Annotated in this window: 14 protein-coding genes and 1 pseudogene; 3 read left to right on the top strand and 12 right to left on the bottom strand. The window is 57.9% G+C overall.

Going from position 1 to position 15,569, the window contains the following annotated elements; translation table 11 throughout:
- Positions 1-1,179: a biopolymer transporter ExbB gene (locus tag AC1DFB_RS02030; protein WP_480922030.1), complete on the bottom strand. Its 1,179-nt coding sequence runs from the start codon at positions 1,177-1,179 to the stop codon at positions 1-3.
- A gap of 68 nt (positions 1,180-1,247) precedes the next feature.
- Positions 1,248-1,778 (bottom strand): gamma-glutamylcyclotransferase, encoded by a 531-nt coding sequence (locus tag AC1DFB_RS02025; RefSeq protein WP_170392457.1) that lies wholly within the window; start codon positions 1,776-1,778, stop codon positions 1,248-1,250.
- A 67-nt stretch (positions 1,779-1,845) separates the two neighbouring features.
- Between AC1DFB_RS02025 and AC1DFB_RS02020 the strand changes: the two genes are divergently transcribed.
- Positions 1,846-2,847 (top strand): DUF2125 domain-containing protein, encoded by a 1,002-nt coding sequence (locus AC1DFB_RS02020; protein WP_170401896.1) that lies wholly within the window; start codon positions 1,846-1,848, stop codon positions 2,845-2,847.
- On the opposite strand, the gene AC1DFB_RS02015 is transcribed toward AC1DFB_RS02020, so the two are convergent.
- The 4 genes from AC1DFB_RS02015 to AC1DFB_RS02000 all read right to left on the bottom strand — a co-directional run bounded on the left by AC1DFB_RS02015 (position 2,844) and on the right by AC1DFB_RS02000 (position 7,144).
- A complete protein-coding gene (locus tag AC1DFB_RS02015; protein WP_480922029.1) occupies positions 2,844-3,665 on the bottom strand; it encodes an extensin-like domain-containing protein in 822 nt (273 codons plus the stop codon). The genes AC1DFB_RS02020 and AC1DFB_RS02015 overlap by 4 nt on opposite strands.
- On the bottom strand, positions 3,662-4,582 hold the full coding sequence (locus AC1DFB_RS02010; protein WP_170636084.1) for a prephenate/arogenate dehydrogenase family protein: 921 nt from the start codon (positions 4,580-4,582) through the stop codon (positions 3,662-3,664). Before AC1DFB_RS02010 ends, AC1DFB_RS02015 begins: the two co-directional genes overlap by 4 nt.
- Positions 4,579-5,664 carry a histidinol-phosphate transaminase gene (gene hisC, locus AC1DFB_RS02005; protein WP_480922028.1) on the bottom strand — a complete coding sequence of 362 codons (1,086 nt, stop codon included), beginning with the start codon at positions 5,662-5,664 and terminating at the stop codon, positions 4,579-4,581. Before hisC ends, AC1DFB_RS02010 begins: the two co-directional genes overlap by 4 nt.
- Positions 5,665-5,728: 64 nt before the next feature.
- Complete coding sequence (locus AC1DFB_RS02000) at positions 5,729-7,144, bottom strand: aminotransferase class V-fold PLP-dependent enzyme (protein ID WP_480922027.1); 1,416 nt, start codon at positions 7,142-7,144, stop codon at positions 5,729-5,731.
- A 103-nt stretch (positions 7,145-7,247) separates the two neighbouring features.
- Here AC1DFB_RS02000 and AC1DFB_RS01995 point away from each other — a divergent pair, with 103 nt between their 5' ends.
- The gene (locus AC1DFB_RS01995; protein WP_170401903.1) at positions 7,248-7,709 is read left to right on the top strand and encodes an Lrp/AsnC family transcriptional regulator; all 462 of its coding nucleotides are present in this window, start codon (positions 7,248-7,250) and stop codon (positions 7,707-7,709) included.
- A gap of 122 nt (positions 7,710-7,831) precedes the next feature.
- Here the strand turns inward: AC1DFB_RS01995 and rpsD are convergent, their stop codons facing one another.
- The 3 genes and pseudogenes from rpsD to AC1DFB_RS01980 all read right to left on the bottom strand — a co-directional run bounded on the left by rpsD (position 7,832) and on the right by AC1DFB_RS01980 (position 11,687).
- A complete protein-coding gene (rpsD, locus tag AC1DFB_RS01990) occupies positions 7,832-8,452 on the bottom strand; it encodes a 30S ribosomal protein S4 (RefSeq protein ID WP_170392466.1) in 621 nt (206 codons plus the stop codon).
- 212 nt (positions 8,453-8,664) lie between these two features.
- Positions 8,665-8,979, bottom strand: coding sequence for a hypothetical protein (locus AC1DFB_RS01985; RefSeq protein WP_480454129.1), 315 nt, complete (start codon positions 8,977-8,979; stop codon positions 8,665-8,667).
- A 426-nt stretch (positions 8,980-9,405) separates the two neighbouring features.
- A pseudogene (locus AC1DFB_RS01980) lies at positions 9,406-11,687 on the bottom strand (adenosylcobalamin-dependent ribonucleoside-diphosphate reductase).
- A gap of 129 nt (positions 11,688-11,816) precedes the next feature.
- On the opposite strand from AC1DFB_RS01980, the gene AC1DFB_RS01975 reads away from it, so the two are divergent.
- Positions 11,817-12,248: a DUF1489 family protein gene (locus tag AC1DFB_RS01975; RefSeq protein WP_170392480.1), complete on the top strand. Its 432-nt coding sequence runs from the start codon at positions 11,817-11,819 to the stop codon at positions 12,246-12,248.
- Here AC1DFB_RS01975 and hisG read toward each other — a convergent pair.
- Genes hisG through hisS form a run of 3 tightly spaced genes read right to left on the bottom strand, consistent with a single transcriptional unit; the run spans position 12,245 to position 15,522 of the window.
- Positions 12,245-12,934: an ATP phosphoribosyltransferase gene (gene hisG, locus AC1DFB_RS01970; RefSeq protein ID WP_170401909.1), complete on the bottom strand. Its 690-nt coding sequence runs from the start codon at positions 12,932-12,934 to the stop codon at positions 12,245-12,247. The genes AC1DFB_RS01975 and hisG overlap by 4 nt on opposite strands.
- On the bottom strand, positions 12,931-14,019 hold the full coding sequence (locus tag AC1DFB_RS01965; RefSeq protein ID WP_170392482.1) for an ATP phosphoribosyltransferase regulatory subunit: 1,089 nt from the start codon (positions 14,017-14,019) through the stop codon (positions 12,931-12,933). Before AC1DFB_RS01965 ends, hisG begins: the two co-directional genes overlap by 4 nt.
- A 3-nt stretch (positions 14,020-14,022) precedes the next feature.
- On the bottom strand, positions 14,023-15,522 hold the full coding sequence (hisS, locus tag AC1DFB_RS01960) for a histidine--tRNA ligase (protein ID WP_480922026.1): 1,500 nt from the start codon (positions 15,520-15,522) through the stop codon (positions 14,023-14,025).
- Between the last annotated feature and the right edge of the window lie 47 nt (positions 15,523-15,569).

The raw sequence follows: 15,569 nt of genomic DNA, 5'->3' as shown, positions 1-15,569 counted from the left end.
TTACTCTCCTTCTGGCGGCGTACGTACGGCGCCCCGTGGCAAGGTCAATGCTTTGACCAGTAGCTCAAAATCCTTGCGCAGCTCGTTCATGCTGTCCTGGCGACCGGCGGAAATCTCTTCGAGGATACGCAGCAACTGCACATCCATTGACCGCAGGCGCATGCGGCTTTCCGCATCGATCCCCTCGCCCGCGCCATGTTCGCGCATGTGATCAAGCAACGCGTCCTGCCCCAGCGCCACACGCTCAAGCGCAGCCGTAACACCTTCGGTCTTGGCCTGACGCTGGTTCATTTCCCCGATGACATCGACCAATTGCCCCAGCTTGGCTGATACGTCCGTCCGATCAGCTTCTTGCGCCGAGAACATATCCTGCAGCGCATCCATCTGCTCGGACATGGCGTCCAGTACTGGGGTCAGCACGGCCAGTTCCGCGCCGCCCTCATCGCCCGCAGCAAAGCCAACGCGGGTGATTGAGGACAACCATTCTTCCAATTCGCGATAGAACCGGTTCTGGCCATGGCCCGCGAATAGTTCCAGCAAACCGACGATCAAGGATCCGGCCAGACCCAGCAATGACGACCCAAAAGCAACGCCCATGCCCTGCAGCTGCGCTTCCAATCCTGTCATCAGACGGTTGAAGACGGCCAGACCTTCTTCACCTTCCTGCGGGTTCAGGCTGCGGATCGTATCAACGATGGCGGGGACAGTGGTGGCCAAACCAAAAAATGTCCCCAGTAGGCCAAGGTAGATCAGCACGTTGGTGATGTAGCGGGTGATCTCGCGCTCTTCTTCGACCCGTTCGGCGACGGAATCGAGGATCGATCGGGTAGAGCTAGAGCTGATCTGAGACCGCGCCCCGCGTTCCCTCAACAACGACGCCAGTGGGGTAAGCAGTTGCGGCGGGCGCACATCGTCACGTTCGACCCCTCCGGCAAAGGCTTCGATCCAACGAACCGATCCGATCAGCTGTGTGACCTGCAGAAAACAGGCAGCGACACCGATGACAAAGACCAGCAAAATGAACCCGTTAAGATACAGATTGGCCTGAACAACCGGCAGTACATATGGCAACGCCATGAACACGCCAAGTCCTGACAGCCCTATTGCGATCAGCATCATCAAAATCTGACGGATCGGTTGTGAGAAATGTGGTCTCACGCCCTGTTGTGCCTGCGCCATGCGCGTGGCTCCTGGTATTGTCTGCTCTGGGCTGAACCTATCGAAGTTCGCCCCGTGACGCCAAGAGTTTATGCGCTGATTGTCCGCACCCGTTGCGACAACCACTCAAGATCAGGGTCGTGCAGTCCGATCTCGGTCAAGTGCGAGGCAGTATTGTAGAGATATTCGGTATTTGGCCCACGTCCGCCAACCGCGTGGGCGATGATCTGAGCCTGCTCTTCCAATGGAAGACCGCCGCAATACTGAACGTGGTGAGCATCGATGACGTAAGTCACTGCATTTACGATCTGCCCGCAGTCCAGATGCACGTCCAGCATCCGCTCCAGATAGGCTGACGAGATCAGCTCACGCTCACGCAATTCAGCCAAAGTCCGCTCTTCGTGACCTGCCTCGACAGCAAGCGCCAATCCAGTGCAATGCGCGTCTGGCTGTTCGTCCAGCGCCAATACCAAACCGGGGTCTTCTTCCGTGCCGCGATGGTGGATAGAGCGCATGCAAAACGACCGCGCATATCCGTGCAATTTAGCGCGTTCGCTGCGTGCCACCGGAAAGCCCGGGTTCCACAGCAGCGATCCATATCCGAATACCCACATCGTCATTGCACTGGTCCTTGCCCGTTTGGCCCTATAAACATCAAATCCGAGGCAGGAAAAAGGGCCATTCATCATGCGCCGTCTGGTACGCGTTTTCGTATTTATCGCCCTCGCGTGGAGCGCCTACTGGTTTGTCGCCGGTTATGGTCTGCGAAACGCCCTGACCGGTTGGTTTGACCGACAGCAAGAACTGGGCTGGCAGGCCGAATTCTCGGACGTGTCGACGGCCGGATATCCGTTTCAGCACATCACACGCCTGAATAATCCCGCTTTGGCCGATCCGGTCAACGGAACGGCGTGGAGTGCGGACTGGGTCGAGTTCCAAAGCCCAGCAATCTGGCCCGGCCGCCAGATGCTGCGCTTTGCCAGTACGCCGCAGCGCCTTTCCTATTTCGACCAGACCACGACCGTTCAGGCCGAAGCGCTACAAGCCGAATTGCAGCTCCAACCCGGTGTCGCGCTGGTGCTCGAGAAAATGGCGCTGACCTCAAAGCGCTGGCTGCTGACAACCGAAGGTGATCCGCAAGCCGGAGGCCAGTCGCTGAGCCTTGTGATGGAGCAATCTGGAGCGCCCGAAAGCTATGGGATTACTGCGAAGATCGACGGATTTACCCCCGGCGATGATCTGAGACGCCTGATGCGTTCAGCATCGACCCTGCCGCAATCGTTCGAAACGCTGGAAATGGATATGTTTGTCACTTTCGACAAACCCTGGGACCGCACCGCACTTGAGCAGCGTCGCCCCCAACCCGTTGCGATTGATCTGCGTTTGGCAGAAATGAAATGGGGTGAGCTGCGTCTGTTCGCCACCGGCGAACTGGAAGTTGACGAACAGGGCATTCCAACGGGTGAAATCGCGATGAAGGCCGAGAATTGGCGCGACATGATTGCGATGGCAAACGCCGCAGGTGCGCTGCCCGATCAGGCGGTTGATCCGGTAACCCGCGCATTGGGGTTCATGGCCGGATTGGGCGGCAATCCAAATGCGCTGGATTTACAGCTGAATTTCCGAGATGGGTTCGTCGCCTTAGGTCCGTTGCCCCTTGGTCCTGCCCCGAGACTGGTGCTGCGTTAACGGCAATAGGTGCCGCTGCGGTAGCGCGCGGTGTCTAGGTGGAAATGATCCCGATGGAAGCGATCAGAGTTTGGTCCGAGAACCGTGCCAAATGGCCCACACGCGCCGCGCCAAACCTTGGTCAGTTGCTTCTTGGACGGATTTTTGCGCCAGCCATTTAGAACCGTCACCACCTCACCATCGGCCATCTTGAAGCCCGAAATGTCGATGGCGCGCCCTTTACCATGCTCAGAGATCCGCGCCCCTTTACGGTTGTTACGTGTTCTACAGGCGTAATGCGCGGCGACCTGTAGCTCGACCACCGGACCTCGGCGTTTGAACGTGGGCTTTACAGTTTTGTCGACCCAATTATTCAGCGCCTGTGCAGTGCCGCAATCCATCGTCGCTGGGCGGCTCAGCCCGACCCCCGATACTGAGGTGATTTGCACTGCATCCTTAATCCCGCAGGCTTTGATCTTGCCCTTCACACGTCCAACCGGCTTACCCTGAATATCGATATCGCCACAGACTGAACCCTTACGCAGCTTGCGTTTCTTAAGAAAGACGCGTTGTTCCAATTCTTCTGGGCGCACAAACGGGCGGATCGAATACTCGGGCCCGAGCAATGGTAATTCAGCGGGACGGGCTGCAGCGGCCGTTACCTGCGGCGAAGCGGGCCGTAGCACCGGCCGGATGTTGGGGGTGACGATTGCCACCATCGCTTGGGTGGTTTCCGGGCGCGTCAACGGCACAATAGAAGTTTCAGGCGCCGCCGCATTTGCAGTCGTTGCCGCCAAAGCAACGCAGAAAATCAAATGGCTGCAACCGATCTTTCTCATGTCGATGTTTTTCCCCGCCCGAAATCTGGCGCATCCGTATCCTGGCCCGCATCAATGATGCCGCGGCGGATCGCCCGTGTGCGCGTAAAGTAGTCGAACAATTGCTCTCCGTCACCTGTTCGGATGGCCCGCTGTAGCGCAAAGAGCTCTTCCGTGAACCGGCCCAGAATCTCCAGCGTTGCGTCTTTGTTGGTCAGAAACACATCACGCCACATCGTCGGGTCCGAAGCCGCGATGCGGGTGAAATCGCGGAAACCAGCTGCCGAATACTTGATGACTTCGGTGTCTGTAACCCGCCGGAGATCATCCGCAACACCCACCATCGTATAGGCAATCAGGTGAGGTGCGTGCGAGGTGACCGCCAGCACCAAATCATGATGCGCGGCGTCCATTTCATCAACATTCGATCCCAGACCCTCCCACAAAGCCCGCAGGCGAGCGATCGCATCCGGATCGGAATCTTCGACCGGCACCAACAGGCACCAACGGTTGTCGAACAGTTCGGCGAAACCCGATTCAGGCCCGGAATGCTCGGTCCCAGCCAGTGGGTGCGCCGGAATGAAATGAACGCCATCAGGTATGTGTGGTGAGACGGCGTCAATCACGTGACGCTTTACCGACCCCACGTCTGAAACGGTGGCACCGGGTTTTAGAACCGGCGCAATCTGCTGCGCTACCGGTCCCATTGCGCCAACCGGAACACACAGAACCACCAGATCAGCACCCTCGACCGCCTCTTGCGCGGTCTCGCAAACCCGGTCACAAAGGCCGATCTGGCGCGCCGTCTCGCGGGTTGCCTCGGATCGCGCATAGCCCGTCACTTCGCCCGCAAGCCCAGCCCGTTTGATTGCCCAAAACATGGACGAGGCGATCAGGCCCAACCCGATCAGCGCAACACGGTCGTAAATCTGGCTCATACAGCGCCCCCTTTGAACGCAGTAATCGCTGCAACCACGCGACCGCAGGCGATTTCGTCGCCTACGGTGATCCGCAGCGCGTTTGGCAGGTTGTAGCCCGCGACCCGCCGCACGATCAAACCCTGCGTTTTCAAATAATCATCGCAGGCTTCCGCCTCGGCCCTGTCAGCAAAGCGGGCGAGGATGAAATTCGTGCATGACACATCGGATGCGACGCCAACCTTCGCCAGTTCATCAGACAACCAAATCCGGAGGCGTGCATTTTCAGATAGGCAGAACCGCAGATATTCATCATCCCGCACGGCGGCCTCGGCCGCCGCAAGAGCCGTCAGCGACAGGTTGAAAGGCTGACGAACGCGGTTCAGCACATCAATAATCTCTTTCGCCGCATAGCCCCAGCCAACGCGCATCCCACCTAGACCGTACACTTTCGAAAACGTCCGGGTCATGATGACATTGCTAAACCGGTCCACCAGCCCTGCGCCTCCATCGAAACCATCGACAAATTCGGCATACGCACCATCCAGCACCATCAGGCAATCGGCTGGCAATGCATCCGCCAACCTCTGCAATTCGGCGTCAGAGATCATGGTTGAAGTAGGATTTCCCGGATTGGTCACAAAGACAATCCGTGTCTGCCCAGTGACCGCAGCAAGGATGCTATCTACGTCTACACGGCGATCTCTCTCGGGCACCATGACCGGGGTCGCGCCAGCCATTCGCGCGATGATCGGATACATGGAGAATCCATGCTCGGTATATATCACCTCATCACCCGGACCAGCATAGGCCTGCGCTACGAACTGCAACACTTCATCACTGCCGACACCGCAGATGACCCGATTGGCATCCAGTCCGTGCCGTTCAGAAATTGCGGCGCGCAGGCTGGAATGATCGGTGCTGGGATAACGATGCAGCGAAACGGCACTTTCGCGCACCGCTTCGATCGCCTTGGGACTTGGCCCAAATGGGTTTTCGTTGGAACTCAGCTTGATGACATCCGCAACACCGTCAACATGCGACTGTCCGCCCTGATACAGCGCGATGTCCATTATGCCGGGTTGAGGTGTGATCTGGTTCATGAGGGGCTCCACTAGCTTGGCCCCTCTTACCTTTCTCAACGGGTTGAGAAAAGCGGCAATTATCTTACGCCGCTTTGAAGCGCGCCGTCGCCGGATCGGCATTGTAGAATGGGACGAACTCCTCGGTCCGGCGCGACAGCTCGTTAACGCTGTCGATAATGAACTGAACGGTCTCTTCGCTCATGAGGTAAGAGAAATTCAACCGCACCCAACCCGGTTTCTTCATTTCCTCACCCTCCGACAGGGCCGCATGCAATTCTTCCGATGTTGCCCGATCAATGCCCAGCAGACGATGCGCATAGGGTCCGGCACAGGCACAGCCGCCACGTGCCTGGATGCCGTAGATATCGCTGAGCATCCGGGTAAACAGCTGCTGATGCACCGGCTGCCCATTCCGATCGCACACGAGGAACGAGAATATCGGCAGGCGGTGTGCATTCTCGGCACCTAGCAATGTCAGATGTGGGTTGTCGGACCACCCATCCAACGCCATGCGGTTACACTGCGCCTCACGCTGCGCGATCTCATCCGTTCCGACCTCATCCTTGACGATGAAGACCAGGGCCGCACGAATGTCTCCGATCACATTTGGTGTACCCGCCTCTTCTCGTGTCGCGAGATCGGCGCTGTAGTCGTGTCGCCAAGGCGAGACAAAGCTGACAGTCCCACCGCCGGGCCAACTCGGACACGTCCGCTTCACAGCGCATTGGTTAACGACCAGAACACCCGACGCCCCCGGCCCACCCGGAAACTTATGCGGAGAGACAACGATCGCGTCCTTCCGCGCATCTTCCGGCCCCATGTCCATTGGCAAATAAGGTCCACCACCCGCATAGTCCCATACCGCAAGCGCACCATGCTCTTTCAGCATCCGCGTCACTGGATCAGGGTCGGTGATGATGCCGGTGACGTTTGACGCCGCTGAGAATGACCCAATCACAAGATCGGAATCTGCGTGCTCTACCAGTGCCGCCTTTAGCGCCTGCATATCGGGACCGCCGTCAACGGCTTCTGGAATCTCGATCACCCGCGCCTTGCTTTCACGCCACGGCAGAATGTTCGAATGATGCTCATACGGACCAATCAAAACGACCGGCTGATTAGCCTCTTGCACTCCCAGCAGACTAACCAGCCGGTTAAGACCCGCTGTAGCGCCAGACCCGGTAAAGATCACCGCGTCCTCTTCCTTGGCGCCAACTATGCAGGCGATCTCGGCCCGCGCCTCGCGGCGCAAACGGGTTATATAGGAACCGCAATAGGAGGCTTCGGTGTGGCTGTTGGCATAGAACGGCAACACATGCTCAGCCACGAAATTTTCGACCTGTCGCAACGCGCGACCCGAGGCAACGTAGTCCGCATACACAAGCGGCACGTCCCCATGCAGACCCGGGATGAGTACCCCCTCACCGATCAGCCCATCACGCAGAGTATTTCCGTGAGCAGCAGATTGAATTTCTGCGCGAAAGTTGGACAAGGTCATAACACAGGCTCCATATTGCTAACTCCAATATGATTGATCCATCCTGTGGAAACCTCACAATTTTATGCTTTATATGTCCGAGATTTGTGTCATATGAGTTTGTATGGAGAAAAAATTAGATCAAATTGACACGCGTCTTCTGAAGGAACTGCAAAAAGACGCAACACTTTCCCAGCGAGAATTGGCAGATAGGGTCGGCCTGTCCCAAAATGCCTGCTGGCGAAGAATAAAGGCCTTGAACGACACAGGTGTCCTGCAAGGTTCTACGGCGCGCATCGCGCGCGAAAAGCTTGGGCTGAATCTGGTGGTTTTCGTCATGCTACGCACGCGCCACCACTCTGCCCAATGGTTGCAGGCCTTTCGCAGTCATGTCCTGACCATTCCTGAAGTGGTCGATTTCCATCGCATTGGCGGCGACTATGACTATCAACTCAAGGTCGTTACAGAAGATATGGCCTCTTACGACAAAGTCTATCAACGCCTCATCGATAAGATCGAACTGGACAGCGTCACCTCCTATTTCGCAATGGAGGCCATTGCCGAAAGTCGCCCGCTTCCTATCTGATCCGCCTCTTCATCTGGCCAAATATATCTCGGGGAGTCGCGCAGCGACTGGGGCAGAGCCCCATCAAAACAAAAAAGACCGCGCTGAAAGCGCGGCCCTTAAACTCAACAGGTCGGCGAAGATTAGTTCTTCGCGTAGAATTCGACGACCAGGTTCGGTTCCATCATAACCGGGTAAGGCACATCGCTCAGGCCCGGTGCACGCACGAAAGTCGCGGTCATTTTCGAGTGGTCGGCGTCGATGTAGTCAGGCACATCACGCTCGGCCAAGCCGACAGCTTCCAGGACAACGGCCAATTGCTTGGACTTGTCACGCACTTCGATAACGTCGCCTTCTTTGACGCGGTAGGACGGGATGTTGACCCGCTTGCCGTTCACTTTAACGTGGCCGTGGTTCACGAACTGACGTGCGGCGAACACGGTCGGAACAAACTTGGCGCGGTAAACAACGGCGTCCAGACGGCGCTCCAGCAGACCGATCAGGTTTTCACCGGTGTCACCTTTGACACGTTCGGCTTCTGCATAGATGCGGCGGAACTGCTTCTCGGTCAAGTCGCCGTAGTAGCCTTTCAGCTTCTGCTTGGCACGCAGCTGCAGACCGAAGTCAGACAGTTTGCCCTTGCGGCGCTGGCCGTGCTGGCCGGGGCCGTATTCACGACGGTTAACCGGGGATTTCGGACGACCCCAGATGTTTTCGCCCATCCGGCGGTCGATTTTGTACTTGGCAGACGTGCGTTTGGTCACGGCTGATCTCCTTCTTTAGATCGAGGCCCCGATGGGCCACTATGAAGGGCGTTGTCCTCTTGAGGTTTCCCCCATGACAGGCATCCCCTCGCGGGGGCCACCAACACCAATGAAGCCGCGCTTATATCCCTGCTTCGGCCAGAGTCAACACGCCAGAGCAAGCAAAGGGTAGGATTTCTGCTTAGAGTTGGAATCTTTCTGAGAAGTATCCGTTATTCAGCGGCCCAACCGGCAGTATTTGATAGACTTACCGGCACTGAACTTGCATTTGCACGAGCCGCCGGGAACACGACAACCTTGTCGTCATAACCGCTGTCAATCTCAACAGGTTCAATATGCGAAGCTGCCGAACTGACCCAGAAGTCTTGATCAGGCTCAGGGTATCCATCCTCAAACACAAGCACCAGTGACGCTTCGTTCACCTCACGCACCAGCTCGGCAACAAAAGTCTGAGCCCCGTTTGACAACTCGATCTTGGCACATTCGTTGATCTCGCCGGGGTTGGTGAAACTGGCTCTGGCCGCCAAAATAGATCCCAGACCGGTGGAGCCTGCGTGCAGCGCAACTTGGTCAGCACTTGCGGCGAGTTGGACCCCTCGCCCCCTCCAGGACCAAGAACTGCCAACGCACAAGTGGGCCAAAGGCGCCGCCTCAAGCCCGTCAACTTCCGTCTGTGTCCAAAATATTGCTATTCGACCGTTATAACCGGTTCTCATCTGTCCGCCCGCACTTTTACTCATCCCACAAGTAACTGTGCTTATGTATCAACGAAAAAATGGGCGGAAAAGAGACCGAAATGCAGCAATCACGAAAATGTTGCTAAAGAACAGCCTCATATTGATACTTTTCGTCGAATGTTTGTGAACGTCTGGCGCACTGCGCTAAGTTCGCTTCGATCCGAAGCCCGCGAAAATAGCCGACTTTGATTGATTGCAGATAACTTTTACGCCAAATCAGCCACACTTAGAATGACCGCAGCTGCGGCAAGTCATGCAGCCTTCGATCATCACCATGTCGAACTGACCACAGGATGGGCAAGCCTTGCCACGCGGGGCGTCCATGTTGACCACCTGCGCCTGAGGGTCGGACTTCAGGCCCATGCCTTCGCCCTCAAGGAAGCCGATATTGACCATGTGTTGCTCGATCACGCCGCCAATCGCGGCCAGAATGGACGGAATGTATTTGCCCTTGACCCAGGCCCCGCCGCGCGGGTCGAACACAGCTTTCAGTTCCTCGACCACAAAGGACACATCGCCACCGCGTCGGAACACGGCCGATATCATCCGGGTCAAAGCCAGCGTCCAAGCATAATGCTCCATATTCTTCGAGTTAATGAACACCTCGAAGGGGCGACGGCGTCCGCCAATGACGATATCGTTGATTGTCAGATAAATTGCGTGCTCGCTGTCCGGCCATTTCAGCTTGTAAGTCGACCCTTCAAGCGATTGTGGGCGATCAAGCGGTTCGGACATATAAACGACCTCGCCCCCGTCAACCTCATGCGGGGCATCCGCGCTTTCACCTGGCGCTTTGTCGTCGCTTTCCGATACGCTCAGAACCGAGCCGGTCACATCGTTTGGCCTATAGGTCGTGCAGCCTTTGCACCCCTGATCCCAGGCCTGCATATAGACGTCTTTGAAGGCGTCAAAGCTGATATCTTCGGGACAGTTGATCGTCTTCGATATCGAACTATCGATCCACTTTTGAGCCGCCGCCTGCATTTTTACGTGATGGGACGGGCTTAGTGTTTGCGCATTCACGAAATACTCGGGCAATTCGGCGTCGCCAAACTTGTCGCGCCACATCTGCACCGCATAGTCCACAACCTCTTCTTCGGTGCGCGAACCGTCCTTTTGCAGCACCTTGCGCGTGTAGGCATAGGCAAAAACCGGCTCGATCCCCGAAGATACGTTGCCCGCATACAGCGAAATCGTACCCGTCGGCGCGATCGAGGTCAGTAGCGCGTTGCGGATGCCGTGTTCGCGGATTGCGTCGCGCACATCGTCATCCATCTGTTGCATGGTGCCGCTGGCCAGATATTTCTCGGCGTCAAACAGTGGGAAAGCGCCCTTTTCCCTCGCCAAATCGACCGACGCCAGATACGCGGCGCGCGCGATTGCGTGCAACCAGCGCTCGGTCTGACGCGCCGCCTCGTCCGAGCCGTAGCGCAGACCCAACATCAACAGCGCATCGGCCAGACCAGTCACGCCCAGCCCGATACGGCGCTTGTCCTGCGCCTCGGCTTCTTGTTCGGCCAGCGGGAATTTCGACGCGTCCACCACGTTGTCCATCATGCGAACGGCGGTGGCCACCAGCTCTTGCAAGGCCTCCTCGTCCAGATGCGCGGCATCCTCGAACGGCTCGGCAACCAACCGTGCCAGATTGATCGAACCCAGCAGACAGGCACCATAAGGCGGTAGAGGTTGTTCTCCGCACGGGTTGGTTGCCGAGATCGTCTCGACGTAATTCAGGTTGTTCGCCTGGTTGATCCGGTCGATAAAGATCACGCCCGGCTCGGCATAATCATAGGTGGCCTGCATGATCTTGTTCCAAAGATCCCGCGCCTGAACGGTGTGATAGACCTTTCCGTCAAATACCAGATCCCACGGTCCATCGGCCTTGACGGCCTCCATGAATGGATCGGTGACCAGAACCGACATGTTGAACATGCGCAAACGCGCCGGGTCGGATTTCGCGGTGATGAATTGTTCGATATCGGGGTGGTCGCAGCGTATGGTCGCCATCATCGCCCCTCGGCGCGAGCCCGCAGACATGATCGTGCGGCACATGGCGTCCCAGACATCCATGAACGACAGCGGCCCCGAGGCATCCGCCGCGACCCCTTTTACATCCGCGCCGCGCGGGCGGATGGTCGAGAAATCATAGCCGATCCCGCCCCCTTGCTGCATGGTCAGCGCGGCCTCTTTCAGCATGTCGAAGATACCGCCCATGCTGTCGGGGATCGTCCCCATCACAAAGCAGTTGAACAGGGTTACCTGTCGCGCGGTGCCCGCCCCGGCGGTGATGCGGCCAGCAGGAAGGTATTTGAAATCCTCTAGCGCCTCATAGAATTTTTTTCCCAATGCGCCGGGTCTTCTTCCACACGCGCCAGATCACGAGCTATGCGCCGCCAGCTGTCCTCGACTGTCTGATCGATGGGCGTACCATCCGCCTGTTTGAAGCGGTATTTCATATCCCAGATCTGCTCGGCGATGGGGGCGGCAAAGCGGCTCATTGGTGATTCCCTGTGCTGAAAGAGGCATTCAGATTAGCCCAGATCACATCTAAACCACAACACCTTGATGACAAGCGCATGAGGGCTACAATATAGGGATCACCCTTGGGACGACTCTGTGGGAAAGCTGTGGATAAGTACGTAAACCTCATCAAACTTTCGGTTGGGTCAGAAAGCGTCGACACGTTGATGGCATGGCAAGACAGCCGCAAACCACTCTATGAGGACGGATACCCGCGCCACGTCACCCGCATGTGGCCCAAGCGCGACGCTGAAATTCTGAATGGCGGGTCGATCTATTGGGTGATCAAAGGTGTGGTCCAGTGCCGCCAGCGCATCCTGCGGCTGGATGAAGTCCGTGGTGAGGATGGCATCCGCCGCTGCGCCATCGTCCTGGACCCCGAGGTACACAGAACGCAGAACGCTCTGAAGCGTCCATTCCAGGGCTGGCGGTATCTCAAGCCTGAGGACACCCCTGCCGACTTGCCTAAAAATCGCGAGCAGGACGATGCCCTGCCCGACGATCTGAACCGCGCATTAGCGGAAATTGGGGTGCTTTAGGCCAACCTGTCCAGCAGCTCATTCAAAGCCGTCTTTTCAGCCGCATCGTATTTGGCCACGCGGCTGCGCCACAGCGTGGCCTGCGATTGCAGGATCAGCCCATCCGACAGGATTTTCAGGTGGTTCGCCCGCAGTGTTTCCCCGGTCGAGGTGATATCGGCAATCGCCTCGGCTGTCTCATTCACCACCGTCCCCTCGGTTGCGCCCTGGCTGTCGACCAGCGTGTAATCGGCCACCCCCGCTTCGGTCAGGAATTCGCGGACCAGACGGTGGTACTTGGTAGCGATCCGCAGCCGATGGCCATGCGCCCTGCGAAAACCTGCCGCCGCTGCATCCAAATCATCCAGAGTGTCCACGTCGACCCAGCAGGCTGGGGTTGCGATGATAAGGTCCGCCTTGCCGAACCCCAAAGGTGCAACCTCTTCCACCTGCTGTTCCCAGCGCGGCAGCTTTTCATGCACAAGATCGATGCCGGTCACGCCCAAATGAATGCGTCCCGCCGCCAGCTCGCGCGGAATCTCTCCTGCAGACAATAGGATCAGCGAGACGCCACCAATCCCATCAACCTTGCCCGCGTATTCCCGGTCTGATCCGCTGCGCGACAGTGTAATGCCGCGCTTTTCAAACCATGCGAAGGTCTTGTCCATCAACCGGCCCTTCGAAGGCACACCGAGTTTCAGGCTCATTGCGCAGCCTCCTCGATTTCGAGCATCAGGTCCGGGCGGATCACGCCGCCAATTGCCGGAATCTCGGCCCCACCACCCAATTGCCTGGTCAGCGCATCATAGCGCCCACCGGTTGCAACCGGTGGCAGATCAGGGCGGCCTTCGGCATAAAAGCCGAATACAAACCCGTCGTAGTACTCCATCGAGGTCCTGCCATAAGACGCCTCAAAATCCAGTGTATCCACATCTACGCCCCGCGCTTGCAGGGCTGCGATACGAGCCTCCAAACGATCCAAAGCAGATGTGATCTGTGGCAGATCAACCGCAATGTCACGCAGTTGTTCCAGCGCGAAAGGCATGGTTTCTCGCACATTAAGTAGCGTCTCCAAACCGGCCAGTTCATTGTCCGAGATCGGCGGCGCAGCGCGGTCTTCGCGCAGGGCATCAATCCGTTCGAGAATTTCGGGCGTGCGGCGCTTGCCTATCATGGGCACGTCAATCGCCAATGGGTCGACCGCGTCAAGCAGAGCATCGCGCCCCTCGAGACTAGCTTTGCGTCCGGCATATCGGTCCAGCAAAACGCGGAACCGGCGAGGCCGCCAGAGATGCCGCATCAGTGCAGCCTTACGACGACTAGTGGTCTTGAGACCCCCGACCGCGGCGATCAGAATACCGATATCACCCGTCGCTGCCCGCAAAGGCAGCCCGCGCAATTGCAGGGCAAATAACGAAAACACCTCGGCATCGGCTCCGGCGGGGTCTTCGCGATCAAATACTTCGTAGCCGACTTGGATATACTCATTAGCACGATCCGGATCGTGTTCCTGACGGCGGAACACTTCGCCGGAATAGGTGTATCTTGCTGGTTCAGCCCCGTCGGACATGTGCATCTGCACCACCGGCAGGGTGAAATCCGGGCGCAGCATCTGCTCACCCCGCAGCGCGTCCGAGGTTACGTAAGCACGGGCGCGGATATCTTCTCCATAGAGGTCCAACAGCGTCCCGGCTGGCTGCAGCAGAGGCGTATCAACCACCTGCGCGCCCGCCGCCTCGAACCGGACACGCATCATGGCGGCGCGGGCCTGTATTTGGGAACGGTTCGGCATGGGTCAGTCCTGATTGTCCAGAATCTCGCGCACCTTAGCAACCAGATCTCCGCGGGGCACTTCGAACTGGCTGGGCCGTTCTTTCCATTCCTCAAGCGTGGCGCTTTCGGCAATCTTGGCGCCAAGGATCAGGTCCTTGATCTGCACGATCCCATTTGCCTTTTCGTCACCGCCTTCGATCACCGCAATCGGAGAGTTCCGCTTGTCCGCATATTTCAGCTGATTTCCAAAGTTCTTAGGGTTGCCCAAGTAGACCTCGGCCCGGACTCCTGCATTCCTCAGTTCAGTGACCATCGTCTGGTAATCCGCCATGCGGTCGCGATCCATGACTGTCACAACCACCGGGCCAGTCGCTTGCGCCGCGATCCGCCCCTTTTCACGCAAAGCGGCCAGCAATCGGTCAACACCGATGGAGATGCCGGTCGCGGGTACTTCCTGTCCGGTAAACCGCTTGACCAGATCGTCATAACGACCACCACCCGAGACCGACCCGAATTGCCGCTTGCGGCCCTTCTCGTCGTATATTTCGAAGGTCAGTTCGGCCTCATAGACCGGCCCGGTGTAATAGCCGAGGCCACGCACGACCGAAGGATCAATCTCGATCCGGTCCGAACCATACCCGCCTGCATCCAGCAGCGCACCAATCTGCTCCAACTCAGCGATCCCGTCCGCACCGATCTTGCTGTCACCCACAGCGGCGCGCAGGTTGGCCAGCGTTCCGGCGATATCTGCAGCTTTAGAAGTCAGGAAGGCAATCACCGGCTCGGCCTGATCACCGCTAAGACCAACACCATCGATAAAAGCGCCAGAGGCATCCAATCGGCCTTTGGTTAAAAGCTCACGCACACCAGCCTCGCCCACCTTGTCGAACTTGTCGATCGTGCGCAGAACGTTATCTCGGGCGGCGGCGTCTTCACCCAAACCCATCGCTTCGAGCACTCCATTCAGAACCTTGCGGTTGTTGACCCGCACCAGATAGTCACCGCGCGGGATTCCAACGGTTTCCAGCGTGTCCGACAGCATAGCGCAAATCTCGGCATCCGCAGCCATTGAGGCCGTGCCCACCGTATCCGCATCGCACTGATAAAACTGACGATACCGTCCCGGCCCCGGCTTCTCGTTCCGCCAGACCGGACCCATCGCATAGCGGCGATAAGGCGTCGGCAGGTCGTTGCGGTGCTGCGCATAGACGCGGGCCAGAGGCGCAGTTAGGTCATAGCGCAGGGCCATCCAGCCGCCCCCGGAACCTTTTGAGCCGCCTTCGTCAAACTCCTGCCATGCGAACACGCCCTCGTTCGGGCGGTCCACGTCGGGCAGGAACTTGCCCAACGCCTCAACCGTTTCAACCGCGCTGCTTTCCAAGGCATCGAACCCGTAACGATGATAGACACCCGCAATCGTCCGCAGCATCTCGGTGCGCTGCGTGACTTCCTCGCCGAAATAGTCACGGAACCCTTTCGGCGTTACGGCCTTGGGGCGGGGCTGTTTCTTGGGCTTGGCCATGTGGGGCGTCCTTGGGATTTAGTGTTCCGCGCGCGGTCTATCCCATG

Source organism: Ruegeria sp. S84 (assembly GCF_056583445.1).
Note: the sequence above shows the minus strand (reverse complement) of the source record. Positions and strands in the feature narration are given on the sequence as shown.